General features: G+C 64.4%; 10 protein-coding genes and 1 riboswitch. Of the genes, 7 read left to right on the top strand and 3 right to left on the bottom strand.

Annotated elements, in window-relative coordinates; genetic code table 11:
* Nucleotides 1–119: 119 nt before the first annotated feature.
* The 5 genes from LDO41_RS26145 (at nucleotide 120) to LDO41_RS26165 (ending at nucleotide 7,997) form a co-directional block, all read left to right on the top strand.
* The gene (locus LDO41_RS26145) at nucleotides 120–1,649 is read left to right on the top strand and encodes an aminotransferase-like domain-containing protein (protein ID WP_223993933.1); all 1,530 of its coding nucleotides are present in this window, start codon (nucleotides 120–122) and stop codon (nucleotides 1,647–1,649) included.
* A 364-nt stretch (nucleotides 1,650–2,013) separates the two neighbouring features.
* Nucleotides 2,014–4,338, top strand: coding sequence for an FdhF/YdeP family oxidoreductase (locus LDO41_RS26150; RefSeq protein ID WP_223993644.1), 2,325 nt, complete (start codon nucleotides 2,014–2,016; stop codon nucleotides 4,336–4,338).
* A gap of 28 nt (nucleotides 4,339–4,366) precedes the next feature.
* Nucleotides 4,367–4,459, top strand: a riboswitch (glycine riboswitch).
* A 189-nt stretch (nucleotides 4,460–4,648) separates the two neighbouring features.
* Nucleotides 4,649–5,911: a D-amino acid dehydrogenase gene (locus LDO41_RS26155; protein WP_223993647.1), complete on the top strand. Its 1,263-nt coding sequence runs from the start codon at nucleotides 4,649–4,651 to the stop codon at nucleotides 5,909–5,911.
* 80 nt (nucleotides 5,912–5,991) lie between these two features.
* A complete protein-coding gene (locus LDO41_RS26160; protein WP_223993649.1) occupies nucleotides 5,992–6,696 on the top strand; it encodes a DJ-1/PfpI family protein in 705 nt (234 codons plus the stop codon).
* On the top strand, nucleotides 6,693–7,997 hold the full coding sequence (locus LDO41_RS26165; protein ID WP_223993651.1) for an aminotransferase class I/II-fold pyridoxal phosphate-dependent enzyme: 1,305 nt from the start codon (nucleotides 6,693–6,695) through the stop codon (nucleotides 7,995–7,997). Before LDO41_RS26160 ends, LDO41_RS26165 begins: the two co-directional genes overlap by 4 nt.
* A gap of 130 nt (nucleotides 7,998–8,127) precedes the next feature.
* Here the strand turns inward: LDO41_RS26165 and LDO41_RS26170 are convergent, their stop codons facing one another.
* From LDO41_RS26170 to LDO41_RS26180, 3 genes are all read right to left on the bottom strand, one after another.
* On the bottom strand, nucleotides 8,128–10,359 hold the full coding sequence (locus tag LDO41_RS26170; protein ID WP_223993653.1) for a rhodanese-like domain-containing protein: 2,232 nt from the start codon (nucleotides 10,357–10,359) through the stop codon (nucleotides 8,128–8,130).
* 108 nt (nucleotides 10,360–10,467) lie between these two features.
* Nucleotides 10,468–11,334, bottom strand: coding sequence for a thiol-disulfide oxidoreductase DCC family protein (locus tag LDO41_RS26175; protein ID WP_223993655.1), 867 nt, complete (start codon nucleotides 11,332–11,334; stop codon nucleotides 10,468–10,470).
* A 64-nt stretch (nucleotides 11,335–11,398) separates the two neighbouring features.
* A complete protein-coding gene (locus LDO41_RS26180; protein WP_223993657.1) occupies nucleotides 11,399–12,331 on the bottom strand; it encodes a LysR substrate-binding domain-containing protein in 933 nt (310 codons plus the stop codon).
* Between the two features lie 121 nt (nucleotides 12,332–12,452).
* On the opposite strand from LDO41_RS26180, the gene LDO41_RS26185 reads away from it, so the two are divergent.
* Together LDO41_RS26185 and LDO41_RS26190 are read left to right on the top strand one after the other, a co-directional pair.
* The gene (locus LDO41_RS26185) at nucleotides 12,453–12,851 is read left to right on the top strand and encodes a RidA family protein (protein ID WP_223993660.1); all 399 of its coding nucleotides are present in this window, start codon (nucleotides 12,453–12,455) and stop codon (nucleotides 12,849–12,851) included.
* On the top strand, nucleotides 12,848–13,954 hold the full coding sequence (locus LDO41_RS26190) for an oxidoreductase (protein ID WP_223993662.1): 1,107 nt from the start codon (nucleotides 12,848–12,850) through the stop codon (nucleotides 13,952–13,954). The genes LDO41_RS26185 and LDO41_RS26190 overlap by 4 nt, the downstream gene beginning before the upstream one ends.

Here is a 13,954-nt window from a genome sequence, read left to right on the forward strand (position 1 = left end):
CGGCCACGCGTCCACCTTGCACCACGACGCCGCCTCTGGGAGTTTCTCTGATGATCGTCACCACGCTCGAATCCTTCAACGACGCCGCGGCTGGCCATGGCAAGCCCGATCTTTCGTCCATGCTCTACCACCGGCTCGCGGATGCGATCGAACGATCGGTCCAGCAGGGAATCTTCCGTGCCGGCGAACGCATACCGTCGGTCCGCCAGGCGAGCCAGCAGCATCGCATCAGCATCAACACCGTGGTGCGCGCGTACCTGCTGCTGGAGAGCCGTGGCGTGATCGAGAGCCGGCCGCAGTCGGGATTTTTCGTGCGGTCGCGTATGGATTTCGCGGCGACGTCCCACCCCGCGTCCGCGACAGGATCCGCAACCGCGGCGATCGAGCGTACGATCGCCGCGCACGATCGCGCCATGACCCGCAGTCAGGGGAAGCCTCCCGCCGCTGCGCACGACGACGACGTCGATGTCACGTCACTGGTGCTGAGCACGTTGCGCGCGATCCAGCAGGACAATGCGATGCCGCTGGGCTCGCCGTATCCCGATACCGCGTTGCTGCCCTCGCAACGCATCGCGCAGTACGTTGGTGTGCAGGCGCGCCGCTGCGGCGACAGCGCGATGCTCGACGGCCTGCCGCCCGGCCACCCCGCGTTGATCCGCCAGCTCGCGCGCCGTTACGTCGAACGTGGCCAGCCGGCGAATCCGGACGAATTCATCATCACATGCGGCGCCACCGAGGCGGTACGTCTGTGCCTGCAAGCGGTGGCGCGTCCCGGCGATGCAGTGGTGGTGGAATCGCCTTGCTACTACGGCATGCTGGAGACCATCACGCACCTTGGCATGCGCGCGATCGAGATTCCGAGCGACGAGTCGGGCAGCATCGATCTGGCGCTGCTGCGCGATGCGCTCGATACGCAGACCATTGCCGCGTGCGTGCTGACGGCCAACTTCTCGAATCCGCTCGGACGGCAGATGCCCGACGAGAAGAAGCGCGAGCTCGTCGAACTGCTGACGGGCCAGGACATTCCGATTGTCGAGAACGACGAATACAGCGAACTGTATTTCGGCACGCAGCATCCCACGTCCCTGAAGACGTACGACACGCGCGGCCTGGTGCTGCACTGCGGATCGTTCTCGCGTTGCCTCACGCATCGTCATCGCATCGGCTGGGCGTTGCCGGGTCGTTTCCGTCAGCAGGTGGAAAAGCTCAAGTTTCTCAGCGCGATCACCACACCCGCGAGCGTGCAACTCGCTCTGGCCGAATACCTGCAGCACGATGGCTATGACCATCACCTGCGCCGGTTGCGTCGACGCATCGCGCAGAACGCCAGCATCGCGGAATCGGCAGTTCATCGATTCTTCCCGGCGGGCACGCGCGTGCATACGCCCGAAGGCGGCTACCTGATGTGGATCGAACTGCCGCACGGTATCGATACGCTCGCGCTGTATCGCAATGCATTGGCGTGCGGCATCAGCACCGCGCCAGGTCGGCTATTCAGCAGCGACCATCGCTTTGCCAACTTCCTTCGGTTGAACTTCAGCGGTGAATGGACGGGCGAAACCGATCGCGCCATGCAGACGCTCGGTCAGCTTGCACTGACCTCCATGGCGTCACTCGCCTCGTCCGAACTCTCGCAGGGCATTCATTGATCTGTAAAAAAAGTGCCCGGAGTCGCTGCGCGCAGCAACCGCCGAAACGCTCCATCCCGACTGACTCCGGGCACCAGTGCTGCACATTGGTCGGGATGGAAAAACGCCTGTCTCTTCGTATGTGAGGAGAAAGGAACGAAATACAAGCATCGTCGCGAAGAACTTTAGTGCGGATGCGCTACGCCGAAGGACACAGTCCATCAAGACGTGATGCATTACAGCGTGCACCAACACGGTGTCCGGCGCTGTGTTCACTGTGTCCCCTGAGCGTCCAACGGGTTGTATCCGTCTGTATCTCGATGCGAGACCTAATCTTGCAATCACCACGATTCACGCCCCCTGAAGATTCGAAGGAAACATAGTCATGAGCAAGCCGACCCCTGAAGACGGTTACATCGCCCCCTACACTCACCCCGCAGCAGGCTGGGGCGCCCTCAAGTACGTGGCCATCAATCTCGTCAAGGAGAAGGTGGCCGGCGGCAAGTACGTGACGCTGTTCCGTCAGAACCAGCCCGATGGCTTCGACTGTCCTGGCTGCGCGTGGCCCGACCGCGAACACGGCTCGACGTTCGAGTTCTGCGAGAACGGCGTCAAGGCCGTGGCGGCGGAAGCGACCAGCAAGCGCGTGACGCCCGAGTTCTTTGCCGAGAACAGCGTCACGTCGCTCCTGCAGCAGACCGACTACGAACTCGAACAGCATGGCCGTCTGACGCACCCGATGGTGTACGACGCGGTGGCGGATCGCTATGTCGCCATCGACTGGTACGAAGCATTTGCACTGATCGCACGCCATCTGCGCGCGCTCGATACGCCGGACCAGGCGGCGTTCTACACGTCCGGTCGCGCCAGCAACGAAGCCGCGTTCCTGTATCAGCTGTTCGTGCGCGCCTATGGCACCAACAATTTCCCCGATTGCTCCAACATGTGTCACGAGGCCACGAGCCGCGGCATGCCGGTGACGGTTGGCGTGGGCAAGGCCACGGTGTTGCTCGATGACTTCGAACACGCCGACACGATCCTGATCTTCGGCCACAACGCGGCCACGAATCATCCACGTATGCTCGGTGAGCTGCGCGAATGCGCACGCCGCGGCGCCATGATCGTATCGATCAATCCGCTGCGCGAACGCGGCATGGAGCGCTTTACCAGCCCGCAGCACGCGTCGGAGATGATTACCGGCAGCAGCACCAAGATTGCGTCGATGTTCGTGCAGCCGCAGTTGAGCGGTGACTTCGCGCTGATCAAGGGCATGGCCAAGCGCCTCGTGGAAATGGACGATGCCGCGCGTGAGCGTGGCGAGCCGTCGCTGATCGATGAAGACTTCGTGCGCCGCCACACGCATGGCTACGATGTGTTCGTCGCGGATCTGCGCGCCGAGAACTGGGACGATCTGATCGAGCAGTCCGGCACCACGCGCGCGGAGATCGATGCGCTGACCGAGGTCTATGCGCGCGGCAAGAATGTGATTGCATGCTGGGGCATGGGTCTGACGCAACACAAGAACTCGGTGCAGACGATTCAGATCCTGACCAACCTGATGATGATGCGCGGCAATATCGGCCGCCCGGGCGCGGGCTTGCTGCCGGTGCGCGGTCACTCGAACGTGCAGGGCAATCGCACGGTGGGCATCGAGGAGCAACCGACCGAGGCGTTCCTCGATCGGCTGGAGAAGGTCTTCAACTTCGAACCGCCGCGCAAGCACGGCTATGACGTGGTCAATACGATCTCGGCGATGCTCGACGGCAAGGTAAAGGTGTTCGTGGGCCTGGGCGGCAATTTCTCCGCCGCCACGCCAGATACGCCGCGCACGCAGCAAGCCTTGCGGCAATGCGACCTGACAGTACACATCGCCACCAAGCTCAACCGCAGCCATCTGGTCCACGGTCGCGACGCGCTGATCCTGCCGACGCTGGGCCGCACCGAAGTCGACATGCAGAATGGCGTGCCGCAGGGCATCACTGTGGAAGACTCGGTGTGCATGGTCCACGTGTCGTACGGCATGAACCAGCCCGCGTCGACGCATCTGCTGTCGGAGACCGCCATCATCGCGCGCATGGCTGCCGCGACGCTGGGCAATCGCAAGATCGACTGGCTCTGGTACGCACAGGATTATTCGCGTATTCGCAATGCGATCGAGAAGGTGCTCCCGGGCTTCGAGGACTACAACGCGCGCATCGCGGTGCCCGGCGGCTTCCATCTGACACCGCCCGCGCGCGATCGCATCTGGGACACGCCGTCCGGCAAGGCCGAGTTCATCGTGCATCCGGTCGTCAAGGACACGCCGATTCAAAAGCTGCGCGCCGAACACGGTGACAAGCTGCTGGTGATGATGACCACGCGTTCGCACGATCAGTACAACACCACGATCTATGGTCTCAACGATCGCTATCGCGGTGTGTTCGGTCTGCGTCGCGTGGTGTTCATCAATCCGAGCGATATGGAACGCCTGGGCTTCAGGGATGGCCAGCACGTCGATATCACCAGCGTGTGGGCCGATGGAGTAACGCGCCATGTCGAAGACTTCCGGATCGTGCCGTATGACATTCCGCTCGGCTGCATCGGCACGTACTACCCGGAAACCAATCCGCTGGTTCCGCTGGAGAGCACGGGCGACGGTTGCGGCACGCCGACGTCGAAGTCGGTGCCGGTACTGCTGACCGCCCACGTGGCTGAAGCCGCGGCCGCTTGACAGCGTCGCGGGTTACTTGGCATAGTAGCCCGCGACATCGGGAGAGTCCGTGCCACAGCGCACGGCGCCGAAGGAGCAACCGCCCCGGAATCTCTCAGGCACCCCGGACCGGTGTCACCATTGCACTCTGAAGAACCACGGCGCGTACGTCCGCCGCTGGTACCGAAGGAGCAAGCGGCGCGCTTCTTTTGCGAACCTCGCATAGTGGAGGCGCGCCCGCGAATCTCTCAGGTCAAGGACAGAGGGGGCGTCCGCATTGCGCAATCCTGCGCACGGACTGCCATTCCCCCGACGTCCGGAAGACCGTCTCATGACATCCCATGCAGTCAAATCCATCGCCGTTATTGGCGGTGGCATCACTGGCGCCACCACGGCCTACGCGCTGTCCAGGCGCGGCTTCTCCGTCACGATGTTCGAGCGTCACCGCTATGCGGCGATGGAGACCTCGTTCGCCAATGGCGGGCAGCTCTCGGCGTCCAATGCGGAAACGTGGACGCATTGGTCGACGTTGTTCAAGGGCATCAAATGGATGCTGCGCAGCGATGCGCCGTTGCTCGTCAATCCACGCCCGTCTTGGCACAAGCTCAGCTGGTTCGCGGCGTTCATGGCGTCAATGCCACGCTACCACGCGAATACCGTGGAAACCGCGCGGCTGGCGATCGCGGCGCGTGCGCATCTGTTCGCGTGGGCCGAGGCCGAGAATATCGACTTCGACCTCAAGCGGCGCGGCATCCTTCATATCTATCGCAATCGGGCCGGCTTCGAACATGCGGGGCGCGTATCGAAAATGCTGGCGGAGGGCGGACTCGAACGGCGGGCCGTGACACCCGAGGAGATGCGTGCCATCGAGCCAACGCTGGCGGGTACGTACTACGGCGGCTATTACACCGAGAGCGATGCCACCGGCGATATCCACAAGTTCACGACCGGCATTGCGGCTGCCGCGGCGCGCCATGGCGCAACCACGCTGTATGACCAGCAGGTGACATCGATCGAGACCGACGGCCTGTCGGCACGCGTGACGTCGATCTGTGACGGACTACCCGCCACGCGTGAATTCGATGCCGTAGTGGTGTGTGCCGGCGTGGCCAGTCGCGAGTTCGCGCGCCAGCTAGGCGACCGCGTGAACGTCTACCCCGTGAAGGGATACTCGATCACCGTCAATCTGAACGATGCGACCAGCCAGGCGGCCGCGCCGATCGTGAGCCTGCTCGATGACGAGACCAAGCTCGTGACCAGTCGTCTCGGTGACGATCGCTTCCGGGTGGCCGGGACGGCCGAGTTCAATGGCATCAACCGCGATATCCGCGCCGATCGCATTCGTCCGCTGATCGACTGGGTGCACCAGTGCTTCCCGGGCGTGAGCACGCGCAGCGTGGTGCCATGGGCCGGATTGCGACCGATGATGCCGGACATGATGCCGCGCGTCGGCCGTGGGCACGCCGCCAACGTCTTCTACAACACGGGGCACGGGCATCTGGGGTGGACGCTATCGGCCGCCACGGCGGAGATGATCGGGGATGTGGTGGCCGAGGTGGCGGCACATGGGGAGTTGCGGCTGGCGGTCGCGTAGTTGACATGGCTGCCTGATCGGCCTATCGTCCTAGTTCATATTGTTTTTGTACTAGGACGTATCGGCCACAGGAGCCCATCATGACCATCCCCAGCGACGTTCACCTGACGATTGGCGGCATCATCTTTCCGAAGATGGACCAGTGCGACTTCACTGGTCCGTTCGAAGCCCTCGCACGCGTGCCGAATTCCACTTTCGTGACGCTCTGGAAGGACAGGCTTCCCGTGCGCGATATGGCCGGCATGCAGTTGCTGGCGGATACGACATTCGACGAGGCGCCGCAACTCGACGTACTGCTGGTGCCCGGCGGGTACGGTCAGGAAGCGTTGATGGCCGACGAAGAGGTGCTCGGCTTTATCCGCCGGCAGGCCGCGTCGGCGCGCTATGTGTACTCGGTGTGCACTGGCGCACTGCTGTGCGGCGCGGCTGGCCTGCTACACGGCAAGCGCGCCACGACACACTGGACGGCAATGGACGTGTTGCCCTACTTCGGCGCGATTCCGAGCGACGACCGCGTGGTGATCGACGGCAAGTACGTCAGCGCGGGGGGCGTGACCTCCGGCATCGATGGTTCGCTTATCATGGCATCCCTGCTGCGCGGCGAGACGGTCGCGCAAGAGTTGCAGCTGTACATGAACTACGATCCGCAACCGCCCTTCAATGCGGGCTCGCCGAAGACCGCGCCGGCGTCGATCCTTGACGCGGTGACGCAGCGCGCCGCGCCGATCACGACGCAACGGCTGGCCACCGCGAAGGCCTATCAACAGAAGTCTGAGCGACGATGAAAGCGGCAGAGATATTCAGCAGTCTGGAAGACCGGATCGTTCGCGGCGAATTGCGCGCGGGCGATGCCTTGCCTACCGTGCGGGAAGCGGCCGAGCTCTGGCAGGTCAACAAGAACACCGTGGCTGCGGCATACCGCATGCTGCAGAACGCCGGGCTGATCTACAGTGCGGGGCGCAATGGCTCGGTGGTCGGTGGCCCGGTGGCGCCGCATGCGACCACGGGATGGGCGCCCCCGCCTGATGGCGTGATCGCGGCCAACGGTGGCAATCCGGACCGCACGCTGCTGCCCAGTGCACTGATGGTGCGCGCGCAGTTGCAGAAGATCTCGACCGACCCGCTGCTCTATGGCGAGGCCGACGAGGCGATGCCGCTGATGGAATGGGCGCGCGCGTCGTTCGATGCCGATGGCATTCCCGCCGATTCGCTGTTCATAGGCAGCGGCACGATGGCCGTGCTGGACATGGTGCTGCGCAACTGCCTGGCGCCCGGCGATCTGGTGGCGCTGGAGGATCCGGCCTATGCCACGACGGTCGGGCTGGTACGCTCGATCGGATTGAAGACCTTCCCGCTGGCCATGGACGCGCAGGGTGTTCGTCCGGAAGCGTTGCAGGCCGCCATCAAGGCCGGCTGCAAGGCGGTGATCCTCAGCACGCGCGCGCAAAATCCCACTGGTATCTGCACGTCGGCCGAGCGCGCCAAGCAATTGGCGCCGATCGTGGCCAAAGCGAAACAGACGTTGTTCCTCGATGACGACCACTCGAGCCTGCTCGAACTTGCTCCGTATCGCAACCTCGTCGCGGCGCACGCTGAGCGTTGGTTGGTGACGCGTTCGGTGTCGAAGTTCCTTGGCCCCGATATGCGCGTGGCGGTGGCGGCCGGCGATGCACTGACGGTGGCACGCATCGCGCGTGCGCAGGCCTACTCGATGGGGTGGGTCAGCTCGCTGCTGCAACGATTGGTGGGCGGCCTGTTGCAACAGCCGGCGGTCCACACGCTGGTGCGCGATGCCGGCAAGATCTATCGCGAGCGGTACCGATACATGCAGAAGGCGCTGCGCCGCATTGGCATCGAGACCACCGGCACCGCGGGTTTCAATATCTGGGTGCCGTGCGCGGACGATGCGTCGATCGCGCAAAGCCTGATCGCCAGTGGCTGGCACATTCGCACCGGCGCGGATTTCACGCTGGAGAGCGCGCCAGGGTTCCGCGTGACGACCGCCGCGCTGGATCAGGCCGCCGCAGACGCCTTCGTCGCGGCGCTCGCGCAGGCGCTCACCGCGCGGCCGCCGCAACTGGCGTGAACGGCCCGATTACCCTCCTGATTACGCTCCTGATTACCCTCCTGATTACGCCGCCAGCAACGCCGTGTGAAACGGGTAGTCGGTATAGCCGACGTCCGTGCCACCACACTCCGCAATCGCGACTCGACTGTTAGTGCCTGTCCCCGACCAGCCAGAATCCGACGTCGCCTTCGCGTTCGAGCTGCGCGACCAGTCCCACCTCCCATTCCAGATACTCACGGAAGCCCGCGTCACGCTGCACCTGTGTGGGCTGATGGTACGGGCTGAACCAGTAGTCATCGTCGCCGGTGAGCACGCGTGCCGCGCCGCTGTCCGTCGGCAGGCCGGCAGCGATCCACGCCTGCGTGCCGCCCGTGATGGCGCGCACATCGCGGCCGGTGCGCGCGGCCAGTTCCGCCGCGACGATGCGGGCGAGCACGCCGTCGGAGGACGTCAGCAGAATGGTCTGCTCCTTGCGCAGATCGGCGACGAGCGCTTCCAGTTGATCGGGCACCGCAAACCACGCGCCCGCGGCATGACGTTTCTGATACGGGGCCCGACGTTCGACGTCGAACAATCGTGCACGTTGTGCCTCCAGTTGCTCGCGCGCCTGCTGGGCTGATACGGTGCGTGCCGGTGCACGCGAACTCAGCACGCGGATCGGCTCGGGACCGGTCACGAGTTCGGCATTCGCCTCCGGCGTGAACACGAAGACCTCATGCCCGCCGAGTTGTGCGATCCATGCGGCGGTGGTCAGCGCACGCACGCCGTCGAAGTCCGCCAGCACGATGCGCGCATGGCGCGTGCCAACGTATTCGTCCGTTGCCTGCACGAGCTGGCCGCCCGGTGCCCAGCGCCAATACGGCAGATGGCCGCCTTCATACTCGGCGCGCGTGCGGATATCGAACCGATAGACGCTGCGATGGTCCTCGCCAGCGACGAAGTCAGCCAGCGTGGTCGCGTCGATGCGGCGTACGCCTGCTGCCTTGGCCACGCGTTCGGCACGCTCACGCGCATCGCGTAGCGTCTCCGGCGAAGGCTCCGGCAGCGGCGTCACACGTCCATGCGCAAGCGTGCGTCCTTCAAGCAGCCACGCCATCGTGCCGTCCTTGAGCGACACGACCGGATTCGGAATGCCCGCATCGATCAGCGTCTGCGCGCCGACGATACTGCGCGTGCGACCGGCGCAGTTGACGACCACCAGCGTCTCCGGTCGCGGCGCGAGCTCGCCGATGCGGTAGACCAGCTCCGCGCCAGGCACGCTGTGCGCAAAGGGCAGGCTGAAATCCGCGAATTCTTCGGTAGTGCGGCTATCGACCACGACGATGTCGTCGCCGCGCTCGATGCGCTGCTGCAGCGCTTGCGCATCGATCCATGGCGTGTGCTTGCGGTGCTCGATGACCTCGCCGAAAGCCTTGCTGGGCACGTTGCTGCCGGTGAAGCGTTCGTTGCCGGCAGCGACCCAGCCGGCCACTCCACCTTCAAGCACCGCGACATTGCGCCAGCCCAGCCGCACGAGCTTGGCGGCGGCGTCATGCGCCAACTGGTCACGATTGTCGCCACCGTCGGTCAGCACGATGCGCGTATCGCGGCGCGGCACCAGCCGATCGATCAACAGCTCCAGACGCCACAGCGGCGCCGAGGCTGCCAGCAACAGATGGCCGTGCGCGAACACACCCGCCTCGCGCACGTCGAGCAACGCAATCTCCTGACCATCCTGCAGCGCGGCCTTGAGCGTCGCGGCATCTATGACAGGTGCCGCGAGCCGACGCGGTGGCCCGAACGTGCGGAAGCTGCCGCCTGCCGGGCTGTCGAACACCACGCGATGATGAAGCCGGTCCAGCGCCAGACCGTAGAAATGCAGGTGGAGGCCAGGCTCGTCACCGATCAGTTCGATCGTATGCACGTCGTCGGGAAGCAGCCTCACCGACGAGCCGGCCACGACGTCGCTGTCACTCAGCCGGTGAAGGTCGTCGCGAACCGGATCGTCGGTTTTCTCGCGCTTGAAGAAGACATTGCGCTCGCGCCCGGTGACCCCGGCGATGATCGCCCACGTGGTGTGGTCGTGCGGCGGCTGGGACTTGCCGGGCAGACCCGCGGACACATACAGCGCATAGCGGCCATCGGCGTCCTCGGCCAGCCGATAGACCTGCGCCGGAAATTCGGGTGTCACGCGGAAGTGCTCGTCCGGAAACAGATCGCGCTGCAGGCCAAGCTGCTCGAGCGCCTCGGCTACGGGCTTGAGCTGGTCGTGCGTCAGCGGCGCATGGTGCTCGCCGGCATCAAGATGCTGCCTGGCAGTATCGATAAAGGCCGCAACGGCGGCCTGGCGGCGGCTGAAGACATCGCCGGCGACGGCGGAGGAATGCGGAATCGCGCTCATGCTGGTCTGTGGAGGTCGTGAGTATGGGATGGGGATCTCCCACTCTATGACCCAGCCGCCGGCAGCGGAACGAAAAAAAGCGCAGACCGTTATGCCAATCGTCGCTGCTCAACGCGAATCCCTTCGCCACAGCCATAGTAGCGGCGGCACCATCGCTAACAGTGCGAAGCCGTCGGCCGCCAGATGCGACCACACGCCGGCCTGCAGCGAGATGACGATGTCCTGCGGCGCCCAGATCAGCAGGCCGGCCAGCAATGCGCCCCACGCCATGCGTTGTCTGCTGCGATAGCCGATATGCACGAGCGCCAGCATCCAGATGGCGGTGCATTGGAGCGTGGCGCCAAATAGTTGCATCCACCATGCCTGCTGCGCGCGCGCGGCAACCGGTGCCGCGCCGTGCCAGAAATATGCCTCGATGCCACGATGGTAGCCGTCGAGACCTACGCTGCCAGTAAACCATGCGAGGACGATGCCACCAAACAGATGCGCGAGGGCGGCGGCATAGAGCCACAACGCGACACGGTTACGCGTGGGGTCGTCATGCCGCGCCGTCGCGGAAGCCGTGTGCGCGCCGTACGCCGCGCACACGCCGCTCTCGCATTGCTGCGCGGTGCCGTATCCCAGCCAGCGAGAGAAGGCATACCGGTTGCGCGCAAAGCCGCGATACAGCGTTGCCAGAAGCGCGCGCAATCCCGGTACACGCAGCGGCCATACGAGCCAGCGGCGGCCAACCAGCGAATAGGCGGCGAAGATGCAGTCGATGCCAACCAGGATGCGACCGTCCCGTGTGCGGCCGTGCACCTCGCGATCGAGCGCGGCCATGTCGACGCCGAGCGGTGTGCAATCGAAGTCAGGCTGCGCCATATCGACGAAGGCGAGTCGGCCGCCATGATCCCATCTGGCAAGCCGACCCATCTCCGCTGTGCAGAACGGGCACTTGCCGTCGTAGAACAACTCCAGTTGCACCGCCGACATGATGCTTCTCCGCTTTCTTTAATTTCTGTTATTACAGAAATTAAAGAATTAATCGACAGGAAAGTCAAGCATCGCGTGCAAGTCGTTTGCTTCGCGTCCTGGCTGGTGTTCGATCGCCAAACTGTGCAAGCACCCACTCACGCAACAGCCCCGTCGCGGGACGCGTGGCAGCGCGCTTGCTGTACACGAGGTCGTAGCGGAAGCTTTCCAGCGTGAGCTCGAACGGCTGCACGAGAACCCCCGCCGCGAGCTCGTCGGCCACCAGCGTCAGACTCAACAGGCCAATGCCCTGACCCGCGACGGTGGCCTGCACGGCATGAACCTCCTCGGTGAACGTCAGGCCGCCGCTGGCTTCCACGCTACCCATGCCCGCAGCCTCGAGCCAGTCCTGCCACACGATCGCGCGCGGATCGCCGTGTACGGCGGCGCCCCATTCGAAATGGATCAACGTGGCGCGCCGCAGATCCTTTTCGCTGGCGATGCGCAGGTCGGGCCGGCACACCGGTGCAAAGCGATCGCCGAACAATGGCTCGACGATGCGCCCCGGATATTGACCCGAGCCATAGCGGATCGATGCGTCGGCATCGCGATCGAGATCCACCACGGTGTTGGTGGCGTCGAGCCGCAGCGCCCACTCGGGATGCGCCTTGTGGAATGCGCCCGCGCGCGCGGCCAGGCATCTTGCCGTGAACGCCACAGTGGAGGTGAGCGTGGCCACCTTTGCATCGCGCGCGTGACGCACCGACTCGATCGCGCGCTCGAAACCATCGAGCCCGTCGCGGATGGCGGGAAACAAAGCCTTGCCGCCGTCGGTCAGGCGAACCTGCCGCGTCTGACGCTCGAACAGCTTGAGGTCGAGCCATTCCTCGAGCTGGCGAATCTGGTGACTGACCGCGGTGGGCGTGACGCTGAGTTCTTCGGCAGCCTGCTTGAAGCTGTTGCGCCGCGCGGCTGCTTCAAATGCCCGCAACGCACTGAGGGGAGGAAGTTTGCGCATGATGAAGATTTACTCACCCATAGCGTGAGATATGACCATTTGTCCACGAATCGACGGCTGTCGATACTGGCTACACCTGAGCCCAGTTCAACAATCGTTCAACCATATCACGGAGCCTCTCATGCAGCTCGAACAAGTCCATACCCAGCCTGATCCCTACGCGCCCTATCTGCTGTCGCAAGCCATCCGTGTGGGCGGCTTTCTGTTTGTCTCCGGGCAGGCTGCCGTCGGTGATGACGGGAAAATCGACGGCCCCGGCGATTTCGATCGTCAGGCGGATCGCGCCTTCCGCAATCTCGAGCGCGCGCTCAAGGCCGGCGGTTCGGGCCTCGACCGCGTGGCCAAAGTCACCATCTTCCTGACATCGATGGCGCATTTCGGCAAGATCGTGGAGTTGCGCCGCAAGTGGTTCTCGGCGCCGTATCCGGCCGACACCATCGTCGAGATCTCGGCGCTGTATTCGCCCGATGCGATGATCGAGATCGAAGCCATTGCGGTCGTCGATGGAGCCGCATCATGAGCGCCGATCGCAAGTTGTTCGACGCCGGCCATCTCGGCGGGCTGCCGCTGGAGAACCGTATCGCCGTGGCGCCGATGACGCGCGTCAGCGCCTCCGCCAATGGCGTGCCGACCGACACGATGCGGCGCTACTACGCCGGTTTTGCTCGCGGCGGCTTTGGGCTGATGGTGACGGAAGGCATCTACACCGATCGTGCATGGTCGCAGGGCTACGCCGGCCAGCCCGGCCTGACCGATGGTGAGCAGGCGGCCGCGTGGCGTACTGTGACCAATGCCGTGCATGCCGCGGGCGGGCGCATCGTCGCGCAGCTGATGCATGCGGGCGCGCTATCGCAAGGCAACCGGTTCCGTGCCGACACGATCGCCCCATCGGCCATCACGCCGCAGGGGAAACAGATGGAAGTGTATGCAGGCAACGGCGCCTACGCGACGCCACGCGCCATGACCGAAGCCGATATCGGTGCAGTGATCGATGGCTTTGTGCGGGCGGCACGCCTGGCTCGCGATGTCGCGGGGTTCGATGGCGTGGAAATCCACGGCGCCAACGGCTATTTGATCGACCAGTTCCTGACCGCGCATACCAACCTGCGCGATGACGCCTGGGGTGGCACGATCGATCGTCGCGCGCGACTTGCATTGCAGATTGTGCGCGCGGTGCGTGAGGCTGTTGGCGAGGACTTCACGGTAGGCATCCGTATCTCGCAGGGCAAGGTCAACGACTTCACGCACAAATGGCCGGAAGGCGTGAAAGGCGCGCATACCGTGTTCGCGCAACTGGCTGATGCGGGCATCGATTATCTGCACGTGACCGAGTTCGAAGCGTGGAAGCCCGCGTTTGCGGACGATGCCCGCAGCCTTGTGCAACTCGCCCGGGAGTCGGCGCCGAAGTTGACGATCGTCGCCAACGGCAGCCTGCACGACCCCGCGCGTGCGGTGGAAGTGCTGGAACACGGTGCGGATGTCGTGACCTTAGGGCGTGGCGCCCTTGCCAACCACGACTGGCCGCACCGCGTGCGCGCCGGCATTGCGCCGCGTGACTTCGATCCCGCACTGCTGAGTCCGCTCGGCGATATCAAGCCGGCCGAACTCGCGGTACGGGAGTAA

This window comes from Cupriavidus pampae (assembly GCF_914271485.1).
GTDB lineage: Bacteria > Pseudomonadota > Gammaproteobacteria > Burkholderiales > Burkholderiaceae > Cupriavidus > Cupriavidus pampae.

Bases quoted from the DNA above. Each gene is read 5' to 3' on its own strand.
- LDO41_RS26145 (WP_223993933.1), top strand. From the start codon at position 120: ATGCTCTACCACCGGCTCGCGGATGCGATCGAACGATCGGTCCAGCAG.
- LDO41_RS26150 (WP_223993644.1), top strand. From the start codon at position 2,014: ATGAGCAAGCCGACCCCTGAAGACGGTTACATCGCCCCCTACACTCAC.
- LDO41_RS26155 (WP_223993647.1), top strand. From the start codon at position 4,649: ATGACATCCCATGCAGTCAAATCCATCGCCGTTATTGGCGGTGGCATC.
- LDO41_RS26160 (WP_223993649.1), top strand. From the start codon at position 5,992: ATGACCATCCCCAGCGACGTTCACCTGACGATTGGCGGCATCATCTTT.
- LDO41_RS26165 (WP_223993651.1), top strand. From the start codon at position 6,693: ATGAAAGCGGCAGAGATATTCAGCAGTCTGGAAGACCGGATCGTTCGC.
- LDO41_RS26170 (WP_223993653.1), bottom strand. From the start codon at position 10,359: ATGAGCGCGATTCCGCATTCCTCCGCCGTCGCCGGCGATGTCTTCAGC.
- LDO41_RS26175 (WP_223993655.1), bottom strand. From the start codon at position 11,334: ATGTCGGCGGTGCAACTGGAGTTGTTCTACGACGGCAAGTGCCCGTTC.
- LDO41_RS26180 (WP_223993657.1), bottom strand. From the start codon at position 12,331: ATGCGCAAACTTCCTCCCCTCAGTGCGTTGCGGGCATTTGAAGCAGCC.
- LDO41_RS26185 (WP_223993660.1), top strand. From the start codon at position 12,453: ATGCAGCTCGAACAAGTCCATACCCAGCCTGATCCCTACGCGCCCTAT.
- LDO41_RS26190 (WP_223993662.1), top strand. From the start codon at position 12,848: ATGAGCGCCGATCGCAAGTTGTTCGACGCCGGCCATCTCGGCGGGCTG.